General features: G+C 73.9%; 17 protein-coding genes. 11 read left to right on the top strand and 6 right to left on the bottom strand.

What is annotated here, in order from left to right; translation table 11 throughout:
• The first annotated feature begins 12 nt into the window (after positions 1-12).
• The gene (locus ABD879_RS22355; RefSeq protein ID WP_345023498.1) at positions 13-639 is read left to right on the top strand and encodes a response regulator; all 627 of its coding nucleotides are present in this window, start codon (positions 13-15) and stop codon (positions 637-639) included.
• Between the two features lie 137 nt (positions 640-776).
• On the top strand, positions 777-1,820 hold the full coding sequence (locus ABD879_RS22350; RefSeq protein WP_345023497.1) for an urease accessory protein UreH domain-containing protein: 1,044 nt from the start codon (positions 777-779) through the stop codon (positions 1,818-1,820).
• A gap of 21 nt (positions 1,821-1,841) precedes the next feature.
• Here the strand turns inward: ABD879_RS22350 and gltX are convergent, their stop codons facing one another.
• Together gltX and ABD879_RS22340 are read right to left on the bottom strand one after the other, a co-directional pair.
• A complete protein-coding gene (gene gltX, locus ABD879_RS22345) occupies positions 1,842-3,248 on the bottom strand; it encodes a glutamate--tRNA ligase (RefSeq protein WP_345023496.1) in 1,407 nt (468 codons plus the stop codon).
• Positions 3,249-3,303: 55 nt separating this feature from the next.
• Entirely contained in the window at positions 3,304-3,882 is a 579-nt protein-coding gene (locus tag ABD879_RS22340; protein WP_345023495.1) for a TIGR03086 family metal-binding protein, read from the bottom strand.
• A gap of 141 nt (positions 3,883-4,023) precedes the next feature.
• On the opposite strand from ABD879_RS22340, the gene ABD879_RS22335 reads away from it, so the two are divergent.
• Positions 4,024-4,650, top strand: a complete 627-nt coding sequence (locus tag ABD879_RS22335) for an NUDIX hydrolase (RefSeq protein ID WP_345023494.1) — start codon at positions 4,024-4,026, stop codon at positions 4,648-4,650.
• Positions 4,651-5,198: 548 nt separating this feature from the next.
• Positions 5,199-5,837 carry an HNH endonuclease family protein gene (locus tag ABD879_RS22330; protein WP_345023493.1) on the top strand — a complete coding sequence of 213 codons (639 nt, stop codon included), beginning with the start codon at positions 5,199-5,201 and terminating at the stop codon, positions 5,835-5,837.
• Between the two features lie 74 nt (positions 5,838-5,911).
• Here ABD879_RS22330 and ABD879_RS22325 read toward each other — a convergent pair whose 3' ends face one another.
• The gene (locus tag ABD879_RS22325) at positions 5,912-6,412 is read right to left on the bottom strand and encodes an HAD domain-containing protein (protein WP_345023492.1); all 501 of its coding nucleotides are present in this window, start codon (positions 6,410-6,412) and stop codon (positions 5,912-5,914) included.
• A gap of 171 nt (positions 6,413-6,583) precedes the next feature.
• Here ABD879_RS22325 and ABD879_RS22320 point away from each other — a divergent pair, with 171 nt between their 5' ends.
• From ABD879_RS22320 to ABD879_RS22310, 3 genes are all read left to right on the top strand, one after another.
• Positions 6,584-8,089, top strand: coding sequence for an amino acid permease (locus ABD879_RS22320; RefSeq protein WP_345023491.1), 1,506 nt, complete (start codon positions 6,584-6,586; stop codon positions 8,087-8,089).
• 18 nt (positions 8,090-8,107) lie between these two features.
• Entirely contained in the window at positions 8,108-8,971 is an 864-nt protein-coding gene (locus tag ABD879_RS22315; RefSeq protein WP_345023490.1) for a class II glutamine amidotransferase, read from the top strand.
• A 61-nt stretch (positions 8,972-9,032) separates the two neighbouring features.
• Positions 9,033-9,854, top strand: a complete 822-nt coding sequence (locus ABD879_RS22310) for a PIG-L family deacetylase (protein ID WP_345023487.1) — start codon at positions 9,033-9,035, stop codon at positions 9,852-9,854.
• Positions 9,855-9,911: 57 nt separating this feature from the next.
• On the opposite strand, the gene ABD879_RS22305 is transcribed toward ABD879_RS22310, so the two are convergent.
• Positions 9,912-11,093, bottom strand: a complete 1,182-nt coding sequence (locus ABD879_RS22305) for an ARPP-2 domain-containing protein (protein ID WP_345023485.1) — start codon at positions 11,091-11,093, stop codon at positions 9,912-9,914.
• The gene (locus ABD879_RS22300) at positions 11,090-12,541 is read right to left on the bottom strand and encodes a vWA domain-containing protein (protein ID WP_345023484.1); all 1,452 of its coding nucleotides are present in this window, start codon (positions 12,539-12,541) and stop codon (positions 11,090-11,092) included. Before ABD879_RS22300 ends, ABD879_RS22305 begins: the two co-directional genes overlap by 4 nt.
• A gap of 192 nt (positions 12,542-12,733) precedes the next feature.
• Between ABD879_RS22300 and ABD879_RS22295 the strand changes: the two genes are divergently transcribed.
• On the top strand, positions 12,734-13,804 hold the full coding sequence (locus tag ABD879_RS22295) for a phosphotransferase family protein (RefSeq protein ID WP_345023483.1): 1,071 nt from the start codon (positions 12,734-12,736) through the stop codon (positions 13,802-13,804).
• Between the two features lie 610 nt (positions 13,805-14,414).
• On the opposite strand, the gene ABD879_RS22290 is transcribed toward ABD879_RS22295, so the two are convergent.
• Positions 14,415-15,044 (bottom strand): hypothetical protein, encoded by a 630-nt coding sequence (locus ABD879_RS22290; RefSeq protein ID WP_345023482.1) that lies wholly within the window; start codon positions 15,042-15,044, stop codon positions 14,415-14,417.
• 639 nt (positions 15,045-15,683) lie between these two features.
• Between ABD879_RS22290 and ABD879_RS22285 the strand changes: the two genes are divergently transcribed.
• The 3 genes from ABD879_RS22285 to ABD879_RS22275 form a co-directional block, all read left to right on the top strand.
• Positions 15,684-16,724, top strand: a complete 1,041-nt coding sequence (locus ABD879_RS22285; RefSeq protein ID WP_345023481.1) for a permease — start codon at positions 15,684-15,686, stop codon at positions 16,722-16,724.
• A complete protein-coding gene (locus ABD879_RS22280; RefSeq protein WP_345023480.1) occupies positions 16,721-17,464 on the top strand; it encodes a TIGR03943 family putative permease subunit in 744 nt (247 codons plus the stop codon). The genes ABD879_RS22285 and ABD879_RS22280 overlap by 4 nt, the downstream gene beginning before the upstream one ends.
• A 56-nt stretch (positions 17,465-17,520) precedes the next feature.
• On the top strand, positions 17,521-18,287 hold a 767-nt coding region (locus ABD879_RS22275), incomplete at its 3' end, for a patatin-like phospholipase family protein (RefSeq protein WP_345023479.1).

Below are 18,287 nucleotides of genomic sequence, written 5' to 3'. Positions count from 1 at the left end.
GAGGGGCCACGCGTGGACGACAAGGCGAAGATCCTGCTCGTGGACGACCGCGAGGAGAACCTGATCGCGCTGGAGGCCATCCTCAGCTCCCTCGACCAGGACCTGGTGCGGGCCCGCTCGGGCGAGGAGGCGCTCAAGGCCCTGCTGACCGACGAGTACGCGGTGATCCTGCTGGACGTGGTGATGCCGGGCATGGACGGCTTCGAGACCGCCCGCGACATCAAGCGCCGCAAGAAGACCCGCGACGTGCCGATCATCTTCCTCACCGCGGTGGACAGCGACCCCGACTACGCCTTCCGCGGCTACGCCGCCGGGGCGGTGGATTTCATCTCCAAGCCGTTCGACCCGTGGGTGCTGCGCGCCAAGGTGTCGGTGTTCGTGGAGCTGCACAACAAGAACAAGCAGCTGCGCGAGCAGACGGCGCTGCTGCGCGAGCAGGCCGCCAAGCTGCGCGAGCAGGCCGACCTGCTGCGGGCCCGCCCCGCGGGCGTCGCCGAACGGGTCGCGGCCGTCCAGGACCAGCTGGAGGTCGTGGGCAAGCGGCTGCCGCAGAACGCGCGGGCCGACTTCGCCGAGCTCGAACGGCGTTTCGCCGATCTCCGCTCCGTTCTCGACTCCCCCGGGGAGACCGAACCCTAGCTCTCTCCTGGCCGCCCCCGTGCGCGGGCTTCGCGGCGGCGCGTGTTCTGTGTCCTCCCCGCCACAGAGAGATGCCCTACGGGTCAGGCTTGGTGACGGCCGGCGCCGGGGACGGTACGGCTGCGGGAGGGATGCCCATGGACGCTCCCGCGCTCTTCGCCGCCGGCGCCGCCACCGGGCTGCTGGCGGGGCTCACCACCTGCGCGGCCGTGCAGCTCGGCCTGCTGGCGGGGGCGGTACGCGACGCCGGACGGCCGTCCGCGCCCGTGGCCGCGTTCCTGACCGCCCGGCTCGCCGCCCACACCGGCCTGGGGGCCGTCCTGGGCGTGGTCGGCGGCGCCGTCCAGCCCGGTCCCCGCATGCGCGGCGCGCTGCTGGCGCTGGCGGCGGTGGCGCTGCTGCTGTTCGCCCTGGACCTGCTCGGCGTCCGCCCGGTGCGGCGCCTTCTCCGCCGCGGCACATGCGACGCCCCTCCACCCGCCAAGGCAGGCGAACCGTCCTGCCACGCCGCACGCTCCCCTGACACCACCGCGCGGCCTGACGGGCGGGCGCCGTCGGCGCGTCGGCTGCGGGGCGGGGCGCGGCGGCGGCCGGTGGTGTTGGGGGCGGCCACCGTGCTGCTGCCCTGCGGCCTGACGCTGTCGGCGGAGCTGATGGCGGTCGCGTCCCGCTCCCCCGTCGGCGGCGCCGCCGTGATGGCCGGGTTCGTGGCCGGCGGCGCACCGGTGTTCGGCCTGGTGGGCGCCGCGCAGCGCGGCCTCCGCGGCCGCCTGACGCCGCTGGCGGTGGTGGCGCTGCCGGCCGTCGCGGGCTGGACGCTGCTGTCCGGGCTGCGCCTGGGCGGGTGGGTGCCCGCGGGCGGGGGCGGCGGCGCGGCCGCGGCCGCGGCGTCCGCGGTGCGCGTGGACGCCTCCGGCAGGCAGACCGTCACCATCTGGGCGCTCGACCGCGGCTACCGCCCCGCCGTGGTGACGGCCCGCGCCGGGGTGCCCACCGTGCTCGTCCTGCGCACCTCCGGCACGCGCGGTCACACCCGGGCGTTCACCATCCCCTCCCGCGACGTGGACATCGTGCTCCCGGTCAGCGGCGAGACGCGTGTCGACCTGGGGTCGCCCGGGGCCGGACGGCTCGACTTCGTCTGCGCGTCCGGCCACTTCCCGGGTTCGATCACCTTCCGCTGAGCCCGGCGCCGGGGCCCGGGGCTACTCGCCGGACGCGGCGGCGAGGCGGGCGCGGGCGGCGGCGATGCGGGCGAGGGTGCGCTCGCGGCCGAGGACCTCCAGGGACTCGAACAGCGGCAGGCCCACGGTGCGGCCGGTGACGGCGACGCGGACGGGCGCCTGCGCCTTGCCGAGCTTGAGGCCGTGCGCCGCGCCGACCTGCTCCAGGCGGGCCTTGAGCTCGTCGGTCTCCCAGGGCGCGTCGCGGTAGGCCTCCTCGGCGGCGGCGAGGATCTCGGCGGCCGGGCCTTTCATCGCCTTGTTCCAGGACGCCTCGTCGAACACCGGCTCGTCCAGGAACGCGAAGTCGACCATGGGCACGATCTCCGCCAGGACCGCCACCCGGGTCTGGGCCAGCGGCGCGAGCTTGGCGAACACCTCCGGGTCGGCCTCGAACGGGGCGTCCTCCAGGAAGGGGCGGCACTCGGCGGCGAACCGGTCGGCCGGCAGCGCGCGGATGTACTCGCCGTTGAACGCCCGCAGCTTCTTGACGTCGAAGAACGCCGGGGAGGTGTTGACGTCCTCGATCCGGAACTCCGCGACGATCTCCTCCCAGGGGACGATCTCGCGGTCGCCGGACGGCGCCCAGCCCAGCAGCATCAGGTAGTTGCGCATCGCTTCGGCCAGGTAGCCCTCGGCGCGGTAGTCCTCGAGGGCGACCTTGTCGCGCCGCTTGGACAGCTTCTGCCGCTTCTCGTTGACGATCACCGGGACGTGCGCCCACACCGGCGGCTCGGCGCCCAGCGCCTCCCACAGCAGCTGCTGCTTGGGGGCGTTGGGCAGGTGCTCCTCGCCGCGCACCACGTGCGTGATGCCCTGGCTGATGTCGTCGACGGCGTTGGCCAGCAGGAAGGTCACCGACCCGTCGGCGCGGGCGATGACGAAGTCCTCCAGTTTGGCGTTGTCGAACTCGGGCTTGCCGCGCAGCAGGTCGACGACGGCGGTCTGGCCCTCGTCGGGGGTGCGGAACCGCAGCGCCCGCCCCGGCCCCGGCTCCAGCCCGCGGTCGCGGCAGTGCCCGTCGTAGCCGCGGTGCTGGTCGCCGGTGCGGGCCACGACGTCCTCGCGGGTGCAGTCGCAGTAGTAGGCCCGGCCCTGCTCGCGCAGCCGGGCGGCGGCCTCGCGGTGCTTGTCGGCGTTGGCGGACTGGAAGTAGGGGCCCTCGTACTCCTCGCCGTCGATGCCCAGCCAGGCCAGGGCGCGGATGATGCCCTCGGTCCACTCGGGCTTGTTGCGGGAGGCATCGGTGTCCTCGATCCGCAGCACCAGCGTTCCGCCCGACTGTTTGGCCATCACCCAGTTGAACAGCGCGGAACGGGCCCCGCCCACGTGGAACATGCCGGTGGGCGACGGTGCGAAGCGAACACGGATCGAAGAGGCGGAAGACATGCCTCCAAGCCTAGTGGGGCCGCGGCGCGGCGCCGACCCGGCGGCGGGCGCGCCGCTACGGCCGCCAGTGCGGGTCGCGCCCGCTCAGGCCGAGCAGCCGGTCGAACAGCGGGGCCGTGTCGGGGACCGCGACCTGCGGGCCGAACGCCCCGTACCGGCGGCCGGCCTCGGCGGTGCGTTCGAGGTGCTCGTAGGCGGTGCGGACGACGTCGTCGTCGAATTCGGCCTGCTGCCCGGTGGCGACGGCCAGGTCCCAGCCGTGCAGCACGCACTCGACGAACACGATGCCGCCGACGACGGCCGCGGGCATGGGGCCCCGGCCGGTGACGTCGGTGGTGCCCTCCCAGGCGGCCGGGTCCGACCACGCCACGGCCGCCTTGCGGACGTTCTGGGCGTACCGCTCGGCCCAGTCGCCGTCGGCGGTGAAGTCGCGGGCGCCGGCGGGGTCGGCGGGGGGCGGCTGCTTGCGCGCGGCGCCCTCGATCCGTCCGCTCCAGAAGACCATGTGGTTGACCAGCGCCCGGACGTCCCAGTCCGGGCAGGGCGTCGGCGCGTCCAGCCGGTCTGCGGGCACGGCGAGCATGACGCGGGCGGCCGCCTCGGCGGCGGACGCGACCAGGATGTGCATCGTCATGGTGATCCTCCTTTTCGGATGGGCGCACCACGTTAGGCGGCGGCACCGACATTTCTCGGAGACGAGCGACGCGGTCGCGGTGCCCGCCCGCCGTCCGGGGCCGCGCTGTCGCCGGGGCGGAGCGCCTGGCACGATCAGGACATGAGCGATCCACTGGGCGACCTGGCGGCCTTCCGGGAGAGCGCCGCGCCGCGGCTGCGGGACTTCGCCCACACCACGGTCGCCGACTCCCCCGGGCTGCGGCGCGCGGGGGTGGTGGTGTGCGTGCTGGAGCACGACGGCGCCCTGTCGGTGGTGCTGATCAGGCGCGCCTACCGGGGGCGGAACGCGGGGCAGTGGGGTCTGCCGGGGGGAGGCGTGGACGCGGGCGAGACCCCGGTGGAGGCGGCGTTGCGGGAGCTGCGCGAGGAGGTCGGTCTGGAGGCCGGGCCCGGGGACGTCCTGGGCAGGCTGGACGACTTCCCGGCCGCGTCCGGGTTCGCCATCACGCCCGTCGTCGTGGCGCTGGACTCCCCGGGCCCGCTGCGTCCCGACCCGGCCGAGGTGCATTCGGTGCATCTGGTGACGCTGCGGAGGCTGGCCGCGGACGACACGCCCCGCTGGGTCCCCCAGTTGGACGGCGGGCACCTGCTCCAGATGCGCCTGGGCCCCGAGTGGATCGTGCACGCGCCGACCGGGGCGATGCTCTGGCAGTTCCGTGAGGTGGTGCTGCTGGGGCGCGAGGTGCGGGTCGCCGGCCTCATCCAGCCCGACTGGACCCGCATCTGACCCTCGCGGCCGCGGAGCCGCGCGGCCCGGGGCCGCCTCGATGGATCCGCCCAGCGGTCGCAGATCGCGCTCTCGAGGGCGTAGGCGACCATGTGCGCGCCGGTTCCGCTCGGCGGCCTTCCCGGCGGTGCGGGGGCGTCGGGCGAGGGCGGCGGTCGGGTTCGGCTCGTCCCGGCGCCTGAAACTCGCCGCCGCGTGATCGATCTTCGCGGGCGGGTTTCCGCACGCCGAGTCCGGCGGCCGCGATCACGTCATGTTCATCTCTTTTGTCCTCGGATGACCTTGTATTAGCCGGGGTCGGGTAGGCGACACGGAGGTCAGGGGCGCGGCGTTCCGGACGCAGGGCGCCCGCTGGGCCGGACGCAGCGACATATCCAGCCGTACCGGGCATCCGCCTCAGGGTGCGGAGCGAACATTCCCTCCGCTTGGTGTCAATGGCGGACTGTCACCGGATCACCGTCCGGCTCGTTACCAATCAGACAATCACTGTTTTATCGCCTTATTTAACACTAGGGGTGACTCCAGTCTCTGACGTCAGGAGAAACCCCATGCGTCGCAGAAGACCCGCTCTCACCGCCGCCGTCGCCCTGGCCGGGGCCGCCGCGTTCGTCACCGTCCCGGCCCCGCCCGCCCTCGCGGCGCCGCCGCTCCCGCCCGACAAGAGCACCTCGCTGTCGCACCTGGCGGAGCTGCGCGTCGCCGCCGAGGGGTCCTCCAGCGGCTACAGCCGCGACAAGTTCCCCCACTGGATCACCATCTCGGGCACCTGCAACACCCGCGAGGAGGTGCTCAAGCGGGACGGCATCAACGTCCAGGTCGGCTCGAACTGCTACCCCACCTCCGGCACCTGGGTCAGCCCCTACGACGGGGCCACGTGGACCAACCCGTCCGACATCGACATCGACCACATGGTGCCGCTGGCCGAGGCATGGCGGTCGGGGGCGAGCAACTGGACGACCAGCCTCCGCCAGCAGTTCGCCAACGACCTGACCAGCTCGCAGCTGTGGGCGGTCACCGACAACGTCAACCAGGCCAAGGGCGACAAGGACCCGGCCGAGTGGACGCCGCCGCTCACCTCGTTCCACTGCATGTACGCCCGCTCGTGGATCGACGTGAAGTACCGCTACGACCTCAGCGTCGACAGCGCCGAGAAGACCGCCCTGACGCGGCTGCTCGACACCTGCTGAGCCCTCCCAGGCGAGGCCCCGGCCGCAACCGTGTGCGCTCCCGGCCGGGGCCTCGTGCCGTTTCCGGGGCGGTGTCAGCGCGACAGGGCGCGCAGCCAGTCGCGGGCCCTGTCGATGTGCTCCTGGGAGAGCCCCCGTCTCGGGTCGACGGCGACGAGCAGGTGCTCCCCCACCCCGGGCTCCGCCGCGACGCAGTCGGCGGCATCGGGCTCGTCCTCGAACCACACGAAGGGACGGCCCTGCACCCACCGCGCCACGTGCCGGGCCTTCCACGAGCCGAGCGTGACGCCGTTGCCGGCGCCCGGGTACGGCGGTATCGGCACGAAGGGCAGGTCCGGAAGCCCCACCCGAGGGGAGATCCAGACGTTGGCCTCGTCGCACCAGTAGCTCGCCCACGCCAGTTCGGCGCGCGTGGCGCGGACGAGTTCCCGCAGCATGGGGCCGTGGCGTGAGTTGAGCCAGAGCCGGTAGGTAACGCCGTTGGGCGAGCAGCGGTGTCCGCGGTAGTCGCGGGAGGGCCGCTCCAGGGGGTTCAGCACACCGTCCACGTCGAGCAGCACCAGGGGCGTCGCCATGACCAGACGGTAGGGCATCGACGCCGCCGCGGTCGACGATCCCTACCGAAAACTGATCTTCTACACCTTCCCGACATTTCGGCTAGCCGTTTTGACATGTTTGGGTCACTTATCCGAAACTGCACCGGGTCTGTCGACGAGACGGACCCGTTGGGAAGGCGGTAACGACGCGTGAGCGACAACGACCGGCGGACGGCGACCCCGTCCGCCGCCACACCGCCGGACACCGCCGCGGCGCACCCCCGCCACGGCGCTCCGGTGGACGCCGGCGACCTGGGCTACCGCAAGTCGCTGCGGACACGGCATGTCAACATGATCGCGATCGGCGGTGCCATCGGCACCGGCCTGTTCCTCGGCGCCGGCGGACGACTGGCCGCCGCGGGCCCCTCCCTGGCCGTCGCCTACGCGGTCTGCGGCTTCTTCGCGTTCATGGTGGTGCGGGCGCTCGGCGAGCTGGTGCTGTACCGGCCGTCGTCGGGGTCGTTCGTGTCCTACTCGCGGGAGTTCATGGGCGAGAAGGGCGCCTACGTCGCCGGGTGGATGCACTTCCTCAACTGGTCCACCACCGGCGTCGTCGACATCACCGCCATCGCGCTGTACATCCACTACTGGGACGCCTTCACCGCGATCCCGCAGTGGACCCTCGCGCTGATCGCCCTGGCCGTCGTGCTCACCGTCAACCTGATCTCGGTGCGGATCTTCGGTGAGCTGGAGTTCTGGTTCTCCATCGTCAAGGTGGGCGCGCTGGTGGCGTTCATGCTCATCGGCATCGCCCTGCTGGCGACCGGGCACCACGTGGGCGGCCACGACTCGGGCCCGGGGCTGATCCTCCAGCACGGCGGCGTGTTCCCGCACGGCGTGCTGCCCATGCTGGTCGTCATCCAGGGCGTGGTGTTCGCCTACGCCTCCACCGAGCTGGTCGGCGTGGCCGCGGGCGAGACCGAGAACCCCGAACGGGTCATGCCCAAGGCCATCAACTCCATCATCTGGCGGATCCTGCTGTTCTACGTCGGCTCGGTGGTGCTGCTGGCCATGCTGCTGCCGTGGGACGCCTACTCGGCCGACGAGAGCCCGTTCGTCACCGTGCTGGCGAAGCTGGGCGTGCCCGCGGCGGGCGACGTGATGAACCTGATCGTGGTGACCGCGGCGCTGTCGAGCCTGAACTCCGGGCTGTACTCCACGGGGCGGATCCTGCGCTCGCTGGGCGCGGCCGGGTCGGCGCCGCGCTTCACCATGGCGATGAGCCGGTCCCAGGTCCCCTACGGCGGCATCCTGCTGACCGCGGCGATCTGCGTGCTCGGCGTGGCGCTCAACTACTGGGTGCCGGCGCGGGCCTTCGAGATCGTGCTGAACCTGGCGGCCATCGGCATCCTGGGCAGCTGGGCGATGATCATGCTGTCGCACCTGCTGTTCGTGCGGCGGGCCCGGCAGGGCCGGGTGCGGCGGCCCGGCTACCGGCTGCCCGGCTCGCCGGTCACCCAGCCGCTGACCCTGGCGTTCCTGGCGGCGGTGGTGGTGCTGATGTGGTTCGACCGGGACGGGGCCGGGCGCATGACCGTAATGGCCGTGCCGGCGATCGCCCTGGCGCTGCTCGTCGGCTGGTCCTTCGTCCGGCGCGGGCACCGCGGGCACCCCGGGACGGCGGGGGCGGTGCGCGACCCCGACGCGGCCGAGTGAGCGGCTGGGTGAGAGCATGTGCCGACTGTTCGGGATGACCACCGGCGGCCCCGCGTCCGGGCCACGTTCTGGCTGCTGGACGCCCCGCAGAGCCTCAAGGCGCAGAGCCGCCGGATGCCCGACGGCACCGGCCTCGGCTGGTTCTCCCTCGGCGACGAGCCGGTGCGCGACCGGGCGCCGATCGCCGCGTACCAGAACGCCGACTTCGCCTCGCACGCCCGCAACGTGGTGTCGCACACCTTCGTCTCGCACGTCCGGTACGCCTCCGGCACCCCCGTGTCGGTGCACAACGCCCACCCCTTCGACATGAACGACCGGCTGTTCGCCCACAACGGCGTGGTCAAGGGCATGGACGTGCTGGACACCTGGCTGACCGACGTGGACAAGGCCCTGCTGGAGGGGGACACCGACTCCGAGCGGGTGTTCGCCTACGTCACCGCAGAGATCCGCAGGCGCGGCGACACCACCGCCGGGCTGGTCGCGGCGATCCGCCGCATCGCCGCCGAGCTGCCGGTGTACTCCCTCAACCTGCTGCTGGCCGAGGCGTGCAGGCTGTGGGCGCTGCGCTATCCCGCGCAGAACGAGCTGTGGGTGCTCACGCCCCGGCTCGGCGGGTTCCGGCACCTGCGGTCCCCGCACGAACCCGGCAGCCTCAACGTGTCCGGCCCGAACGGCGACGGCCGGCACACCGCGCCCGCGTACGTGATCGCCAGCGAGCGGATGGACGACGACCCGGGCTGGCGGCTCCTGGAGCCCGGCGAGCTGCTGGTGGTGGACGGGCTGAAGGCCACGTCCGTGTTCCCCTTCGCCCCTCCGGCGCACCCGCTGACCGAGGCCGACCTGTCCGCCAGCGAGGCCGCCTCGCAGTCGCAGAGCGGGTAGGCCCGACCCGGCCGGCGGCCGCGGGGCCGCACTGTCGCCGGCACCGCCTACAGTGGCCCGGGTGAGCGACGAACTGACCCTGATGGCCGTGCACGCCCACCCGGACGACGAGGTGCTCGGCACCGGCGGCGTGCTGGCGCGCTACGCCGCCGAGGGCGTCCGCACCGTCCTGGTGACCTGCACCAACGGCGAGCAGGGCGACGACGGCGACGGCGCCAAACCGGGCGAGCCGGGCCACGACGCCGACCGGGTCGCCCGGCGGCGGCTCGCCGAGCTGGAGGAGTCGGCGGGCCTGCTCGGCATCCGCCACCTGGAGCTGCTGGGCTACCGCGACTCGGGCATGGCCGGATGGTCCGCCAACGGGCACCCCGAGGCGTTCGCCAACGTGCCGGTCGAGGCCGCGGCGCGGCGGCTGGCGGAGCTGATGGAGCGCTACCGCCCGCAGGTGGCGGTCACCTACGACGAGAACGGCGGCTACGGCCACCCCGACCACATCCAGGCGCACCGCATCACGATGGCCGCCGCCGAGCTGAGCGGCGTCCCCGCCAAGCTCTACCACACGGCGGTGCCCCGGTCCGGCGTCGCGCGGCTGGCGGAGCACCTGCGGGCGTCCGGCCTCGACATGCCCGACCTGGAGCTGCCCGACGACTTCGGCACCCCCGACGAGCTGATCACCAGCGTGGTGGACGTCTCGGCGTACACGGCCCGCAAGCGCAAGGCGCTGCAGGCCCACGCCAGCCAGGGCGAGAACATCTTCCTGCTGCGCCTGCCCGAGGAGGTCCAGCGGCTGGTCCTGGGCACCGAGGCGTTCGTCCGGCACTCCTGCCACGTGCAGGCCCCTGACCGCGAGGACGACCTGTTCGCGGGCCTGCGCCCCGCCTGACCCGCCCGCCGGCACGGGGCCCCCGCGCCCCCGGCCGCTCCCTCGCGGCGGCGCGCCTCAGCCGCCGCGGGCGGTCTGCCGTTTCCCGGAGCCGGAGCCGCGGGCCTGGGCGCGGAAGCGGTCGAGGATGTCCTGGCGCAGCAGGTAGCCGAAGCCCGCGCGTTCCAGGCGCAGCCCGAGCGCCGCCTCGTCCGTGCCGAGGGCGGCGGCGGTGCCGGCCAGGTTCCAGTCGTGCGCGGCGAGCCGGGTGAGCAGGTAGCCCCGCCTGATCTGGGTCTCCGACAGCCGGAAGGTCTTCAGGTACGCGACGCGGCCGTCCCCGTCGGTGATCACCTCGCCGATGTGGTTCTCCCGGCGCGGCACGAACGTCGGCAGGAAGCGCGCCAGCTCGAAGCCGTGCAGCGTCTGGACCCGCTGGTACTGCGAGATCTGGCCGAACAGCCCGGCGGCCATGACCTCGTCGTGGAAGTCGGCCCACTCACGGCGGCGCAGCTCCGCCTGGGCCCGCAGGTCCGCCGGCGTCCGCACCGCCGTGTCGTCGATGCGGACGGGGAACGGCGCGGCGGGCGCGCCGAGCACCGCGTAGTGGTAGATCAGCTCGCCGAACATGTCCTCGACGAGGGTGGCGTGCAGCTTCCGGTAGTCCTCGGGGTGCGGCACGACGAACGCGCTGGCCAGGGCGTCGGCGACGTAGACGAGCACGCCGCACTGCCCGTCGTGGATCTCGAAGACCCGCAGGGCGTCGTCCAGGCCCCGGACGAGGTGCCCGCTGTAGGCCTCCTCCACGCGCGGGGACAGGCCCCGGGAGACGGCCCGGCGGGAGTACTCCTCCCAGACGATCTCGGGGCCGCCGAAGTGGAGCGCCAGGTACCCCTCCACGGCCAGGTGCAGCGGCAGGAACCGCAGGCGGGCGCGGCCGACCCGCCGCGCCATGCGCCGCGTCCTCCTGATCGGCATGCGGGGCGGCGCGTGGCCCGCGGTGTCCCTGTCCAGCAGGCGGGTGCCGTAGGAGGCGGCGGATCCCTCGCCGTCCTGCCAGGTGGCGACGAACGCGTGCGGGATGTAGGAGGTGTAGGCGGTGCCGTCGCCCACGTCCACGACCGTGGGCTCGTCCCCGTACGCCTTGCGGTGCAGCCGCAGCCCCGGGACCGGTTCGTCGCGGACCAGCGGCACCAGCCGGAACGATCCCCAGGTCTGGGCGGGACGGGTGCGCAGCCCGTCGAGCCGGAACGCGGTCACGTCTTCTCCAGAAACCTCTCGACCTGCTCGTCCAGGTGGGCGCGCAGCTCGGCCAGGCCCAGCCGGCCCTCGGAGAAGCGCGCCAGCTCGACCAGCAGGGGCAGGTCCTCGGCGTCGCGGACGCCGACGGCCGGCACCGCCGGGGACAGCCGCCGCACGTCGAAGTCGTCGGCGTCGTAGACGGGGTTCAGGTGGGTGATCTCCACGCGGCCGCCCGGGTCCAGGCGGGTGCGCCACACCCGCAGCACCTCGGCGGCCAGGCCGGGGGGATCGTTGTCCCACCCGTCCGACACGATGATCAACCGGTCGGGCTGCTCCGCCTCCGAGGGCGGGGCGGGTTCGGCCAGGGCGTCGAGGGCGTCGAGGACGCGTTCGCCCAGGGGCGTGGGGCCGTGCGGGTCGAGCAGCAGGGGGTCGGTGCGGCCGGACGTCCACAGCGGCGTGTAGTCGGCGGCGAGCGCCTCGAGCAGGTAGTGGCAGGCGATCGCGACCGCGAGGGGGCGGCGGCGCTTCTCGCCCGACCCCACCGTGGAGTAGCTGTCGTCCAGGACCGCGGCGACCCGGCCCCACGTGCGCTCGCCCGCGGTCCGGCGCGCCGCCGCGCGCAGCGCGCCGGTCAGCTCGGCGCGGCGCCGGGCCCGTTCGTCCAGGGGGAGGGACAGCACGTAGGAGGCGAGGCGGGTGAGCGGCATCGTCCGCAGGTCCGCGCGGACGGCGTCCGCCTGGTGCACGCGCGCGCTCGTCTGCAGGCGGAGGCGTTCCAGCCGGGTGAGCCTGGGCGCGATCTTCTCCAGGAACACCTCGTGGGGGATGCCGTGCCTGGCGGCGAATCCCTGCGCGACCGTGTACGGCAGCTCGTAGACGGCGTCCCGCGCGTAGTGGGCGCGGCGCCACGTCTCGAACAGGGGCGTGCGGAACGCCTTGGGGCCGTGCGGGTCGAACAGGAAGTCGCCCAGCTCGCCGGGCAGCTCCAGGTGCGCGTGGCGGACGGCGTCCTTCACCGCGCCGCGGTACTTGACGGCGTCGAAGGCCAGGTCGGGGCGCGCGGCCAGCCAGTCGCGGATGATGGCGCGGGTGCGCCGGTTGTTGACGCCGGCGCGGCGCACCTGGCGGAACAGCCGGTAGACGCGCTGCGGCGGCAGCAGTTCCAGGCGCCGGGCGATCAGCCGTCCCTCGGTCCGGCGCCGCCGCGGCCCGGCCTCGGCGGCGTGCACCAGCAGGTTCCGGATGATCATCACGGCGTTGTGGTCGTTGATGTCCAGCGCCAGCGCCGCGGCGTACACCTCGCGGTAGTTGGCGAGCATGTAGGCGTGCAGGAAGTCCAGCGACAGCCGCTGCTCGCGGGCGTCGTGGTGGAACTCCCGCTGGCCGGTTGAGGTGATCGCGGCGTTGACGAACATCAGCGCGTCCTCGCAGGCGATCAGGTCGGCGTGGGTCTCCTCGGTCATGGTCCACGGCTCGGGGTCTGGCGGATGCCGGCCGGGGAATGAGGGAGCGATCAGGCGAGAACACCACGTGTAGAGCGTGATTCCGGAAGTCGCACCGGAGTCCCGCGGCCGGCATGCGGCACCGTAGCATCCCCGATTGCCCGGATGCGCCCGCTTTTTCGGCCGCCCGTCGGGGCGGGGAAAGGACACCTCGTGCAGCAGCCCGAGCAGATCGACGCCGCGCTGGTCGACTTCGCCGCGCTGGCCGGGTGGATGGACGCCGCCGGATTGCCGGGCGGCCCGTTCGAGGACGTGGCGCAGCTGACCGGCGGCACCCAGAACGTCCTGGTCCGGTTCCGCCGCGGCGGGCGCGGCTACGTGCTGCGGCGCGGGCCCCGGCACCTGCGGTCGCGCACCAACGAGGTGCTGATGCGGGAGGCCCGGGTGCTGTCGGCGCTGGACGGCACGGACGTGCCCGTCCCGCGCGTCATCGCCGCCTGCCCGGACGAGGCGGTGCTCGGCGGCTCGGTGTTCTACCTGATGACGCCGGTGGAGGGGTTCAACGCCTCGGTGGAGCTGCCCGCGCGGCACGCCGCCGACCCGGCGGTGCGCCGCGAGATGGGGCTCAACGCGGCCCGCGCGCTGGCGGCGCTGGGCGCCGTGGACCACGCCGCGGTGGGCCTGGCCGATTTCGGCAGGCCGGAGGGCTTCCTGGAGCGCCAGGTGGGGCGGTGGACGGCCGAGCTGGAGTCCTACGGCGCGCTGGACGGCTACCCCGGACCGGACATTCCCGGCCTGGAGCAGGTCGCGGGCTGGCTGGAGGCCAACCGTCCGGCGACGTGGCGGCCGGGCGTCATGCACGGCGACTACCACCTGGCCAACCTGATGTTCTCCCACACCGGGCCGCAGGTGGCCGCGATCGTCGACTGGGAGATGTGCACGATCGGCGACCCGCTGCTCGACCTGGGCTGGCTGCTGGCGACCTGGCCGCGGCACGGCGACGAGAGCGCGGCGCTGGCCGGGCCGCTGGGCGCGGCGGGCGGGCTGCCCGACACCGGCGAGCTCGTCGCCGCCTACGCCGACCGCGCCGACGCGGCCGCCGGCCGCGACCTGGCGTCGATCACCTGGTACGCGGTGCCGGCGTGCTTCAAGCTCGGCATCGTCCTGGAGGGCACCCGCGCCCGGGCCTGCGCCGGGAAGGCGCCGAAGGAGACCGGGGACCTGCTGCACTCCATCACCCTGAGCCTCTTCCGCCGCGCCCGGGCGTTCATCGCCGCCGCCTGAACCGCGGGCGGCCGCGGACCGGCCGGGGGGTGACCGAGGGGTTACCTTAATGTTTCCGAAAACGGACCGCTCCACAGGGTTACATGCACCTTCCGGAAACGGCGTTCGGATGTCAGCATGAAAGCGTCCGGCGGGACCGCATGGCCGACAGAACGCCCTTTCTCTGGACACCTGAGCCAGGCATCGCGCCGTCGCCACGGGCCCGCCGGACGCTCGCGCGCGGCGGCCGCGACGTCGGATTCCTGCCAGCGCGACCATGCGTCCGAAACACCATGGGCCCCATGAGCACCGGTGCACGACGTCCCTTCGGCTTCGGTGCGGCCGTCGCGACGGCACGGCCCGCCGGCTGCGGCCGCGCCCGCGGGCCGCTGACACCGCGGGCCGCTGCCCCGGGCGGCCGGCTGACACCGCGGGCGCGCCGGCGGCGGTGGCGCCGCTGACACCGGACGGCGCTGACATGGTCGGGGGTACGCGAACGCCCCGGCGGTCGTTGGACCGCCGGGGCGTTCTGCCGACTCCGCGAGAGGCGTCCGAAGGCCGGCGCCTTCACGGTTCCCCGAGGCGTGCCGGGTGGGCATGCCCCGAGGGGTCCCCTAGAGGGGCGCCCCCACTACAGAGGCCGGGGCGCACCCCTGGTGCCGGGGCCCTTGCCCCACTCCAGCACCTCGTACTTCACACCGCGCAGGTGGCCCTCGCCGGTGCCCGCGTTGTACTTGTTGGCGGGCTTCCCGCCGTCCAGCAGGTAGCGGAACGTGTAGGTGTCCAGGTCCAGCATCACGCCGTTGTGGGACGGCGCGCCCGGACCGCGGTCACCGATGAAGCCGACGCGGCTGCGGCCCTTGTAGGTGACGCGCACCTTGGTCATCAGCGGCCAGCTGGGGCTGGCGAACAGGCCCTTCTGCATGGGCCTGCCGCTGGCGGGGGCGCCGGTGTCACCGTTGATGCCCGAGCCGTCGTCCCAGAAGTAGGACGCGGTGGTGTACCCGGTCAGCAGGGACTTCTTCTTGGGCTTCTTGGCGGGCCGGGCCAGGGTTGCTTGGGCGGCCTGCTCCTGGGCGGCCTGGTTCTGCCCCAGGCTCAGAACGTTGTTCTCCTGGGCCGCCGCCAGCGGCTGCTGGGACGGCATGTTCTTCGGCGCGGCGGCGTCGTCACTCGCGGCGGCCACTCCGGCCACCAGCATGCCGGCCAGGCAGGAACCGGTCACGGCGGTCATGACGACATTGAGCGCACGCTGCTGCATAGGAATCCTTCGTTCGGCGGACAGGAAGCAGCCGTCTCCTGCGGGCACGCCGCGGTGGCGCGTTGTCGGCGCAGGGAACGACTCCGAGACACGGCTCGGATGGGCCGTCGGAAAAAGAGAGACCCGTGTGCGGCGGGCCGCCCGTTGGACAAGGGCCGGCCGCTGACGCGCACCTGAGAGCGGCCCCCGGTGGCCGCGAGCGTGCGCGTACGGAATGAAACGGGTGAGATGCCGGTCGGAGCTCCAGTGCCCCCGTTGGATGCGGCCGTTGCATGGCCGACCGCGAACCGGCTGAGGGGGTCCCGCCTGGCGGGCGGGAGGCGACGGCTATGCGATTGGCCCGGTCAATGGTTGCTTGACCCGGACAGGACTTGAGTATAGGACGATTTACGCACAGGATGCAAAAACGGACCCGATTTTACCCTTCTGGCGGTAGATCGTCGGTTTAACGATCTTTTCGACGAGGGAGACGGAAGTGCGCGATCCCCGGCCGCACAGGCGTTTCCGCCGCCTCCACCGGCCGCCGATCCCGGTGCGATCTCGAAAAGATCGATTCGGTGTCGGCATTGCCCGGGTCACCGCGCGCCGCGTCCGGTGAGGTTCATGTGGCGGCCGCGCACAAGCGTTGCCTGTGGGACCATGATCTCCATGACCGACTCCGCCGGCCTGCGGACGGCCGACGATGACGATCTCCTTCCTCCCCCGGACTGGGCGCCCGGCCGCCCCGTGGCGCCCGGCACCCGCGCCGCCTGGGGGTTCGCCGCGCTGGCCGCGGTGCTGGTCGCCGGGCGCCTGTGGGTGGCCCCGGCGGTGGACGGCCGCGCGCTGCACGCCTGGACGACGATCTTCGTGGCGATCTGCGTGCAGGCGCTGCCGTTCCTGGTGTTCGGGGTGATGCTGTCGGCGGCGATCACGGCGTTCGTCCCGGCGGCGTTCTGGCGGCGGGTGCTGCCGTCGCGGCCGGGCGCGGCCGTGCCGGTGGCGGGGGCCATGGGCGCGGTGCTGCCCGGCTGCGAGTGCGCGTCGGTGCCGGTCGCGGGCGGGCTGATGGCGCGCGGGGTGGCCCCGGCGGCGGCGCTGACGTTCCTGCTGGCCGCGCCCGCGATCAACCCGGTGGTGCTGGTGGCCACGGCCGTGGCGTTCCCGGGCAGCCCGCAGATGGTGGTGGGGCGGTTCGCCGCGTCGCTGCTGGTGGCGGTGCTGGCCGGATGGATCTGGCTGCTGGTCGGCCGGGGCGAGTGGCTGCGCGTCCCGCCGCGTCCCGAGGCCGCCGCCGGCGGCCGGTGGGAGGCGTTCCGCCAGGCGATGCGGCACGACATCATGCACGCGGGCGGCTTTCTGGTGGTGGGCGGCGCCGCCGCCGCGACGATCAACGTGGCGGTCCCGGCCGACTGGGTGGACGGCCTCGCCGGAACCGGCCCGCTGTCGGTGCTGGTGCTGGCGCTGCTGGCGGTGCTGATGTCGATCTGCTCGGAGGCCGACGCGTTCGTGGCGGCGAGCCTGTCGCAGTTCTCCCCCACGGCCCGGCTGGCGTTCCTGGTCGTCGGGCCGATGGTCGACCTGAAGCTGGTGGCGCTGCAGGCGGGGTTCTTCGGACGGCGGTTCGCGGTGCGGTTCGTCCCGCTGACGTTCGCGCTCGCCGTCGCCGTGAGCGTTCTGGTGGGAGGGGCGCTGCTGTGACGCGGGCCGCGCAGAACCTGCTGCTGATCACGCTGGGCGGGGCCGTGCTGTGGATCACGCTGGCCACCGACGACTACCTCAACTACGTCCGGCCGGGCTTCCGGTACGTGCTCGTCCCGGCGGCGCTGGTGCTGCTACTGCTGGGCGCAGCGGGGCTGCGCCGGGAGTGGTCGGACGACTCCGATCCGCACCACCGCGAGCACGAGGGGCATCACGGGCACGACCATGCACGCGGCCCCCGGGTGGCGTGGCTGCTGTGCCTGCCCGTGCTGGCGATCTTCGTGATCGCGCCGCCCGCGCTGGGGTCGTTCACCGCCGCGCGCGGCGCGGACCGCCCGGCCGCCCCGCCGCCGAGCCCGGCCGACGAGGGCTACGGGCCGCTGCCCCGCGACCGCGGGCCGATCTCCATGACGCTGAGCGAGTTCATCGGCCGGGCCTGGCAGGCGCAGACCGGCGACCGGGCCTCGTTCGAGGGCGTTCCGGTCCGCCTGACCGGGTTCGTCACGCCCCGCGGCGACGGCGGCTGGCAGGTCACCCGGCTGCGGATGGCGTGCTGCGCGGGCGACGCCGTGCCGTTCCCCGTGATCGTCAAGGGGCTGCCCCGGCCGCCCGCCGACGCGTGGGTGCAGGTGGAGGGCACCTGGCGGCCGCTGCCCGCGCAGGAGGCCGAGAGCGGCGTGCACGTGCTGCAGGGCACGTCCGTCAAGCGCATCAAGAAGCCCGCCAACCCCTACGAGTGACCCGCGCCCCCGCCGCGGCCGCCGCTACGGTGGCCGTCGGCGATGGAAGGAGGGGCGTGGGCGGCACGGCGCTGGTGTTGGGCAGCGGGGGCGTCACGGGCATCGCCTGGCTGTGGGGCGTCCTGGCCGGGCTGGCGGACGCCGGTGTGGACCTGACGACGGCCGATCTGGTGGTGGGCACCTCGGCCGGTTCGATCGTCGGCGCCCAGGTGGCGTGCGGTGCGCCGGTCGAGCAGCGGTACGCGGCGCAGCTGGCCGCCCCCGACGGCGAGCTTCCGGCGCGCGTGGGCCGGGCGGTGCTGGCGCGGTGGGCGTGGGCGGCGCTGCGCTCCCGCACGGCCGCCGAGGCGGGCAGGCGGGTCGGCCGGCTGGCGCTGACGGCGCGCACGGCCCCCGAGGCCGAGCGGCGGGCCGTGATCGCGGCGCGGCTGCCCGTCCGCGAGTGGCCGCGCGACCGCAGGCTGCTGATCACGGCGGTGGACGCGGCGACCGGCGCGTTCACCGTCTTCCACCGCCATCGGGGGGTGCCGCTGGTGGACGCGGTCGCGGCGAGCTGCGCGGTGCCGTGCGTGTGGCCCCCGGTGACCGTCGGGGGCGTCCGCTATATCGACGGCGGGGCGCGGTCGCCGGTCAACGCCGACCTGGCGGCCGGTCACCGCCGCGTCGTGGTGCTGGCCCCGTCCACGCGCGGGTTCGGGCCGGTCGTGGGCGCGGCACGGCAGGTGGCCGAGCTGCGGCGGCAGGGCGCCGGGGTCGCCGAGTGGGCGCCGGTCGCGGCGGCCCGCGCGGCGTTCGGCGGCAACTCGCTGGACCCGGCGCGGCG

The organism is Actinomadura keratinilytica, from assembly GCF_039539665.1.
In the GTDB taxonomy this organism is placed as follows: domain Bacteria; phylum Actinomycetota; class Actinomycetes; order Streptosporangiales; family Streptosporangiaceae; genus Spirillospora; species Spirillospora keratinilytica.
The sequence above is the reverse complement of the archived record's forward strand: the minus strand, read 5'-3'. Positions and strand labels throughout refer to the sequence as shown.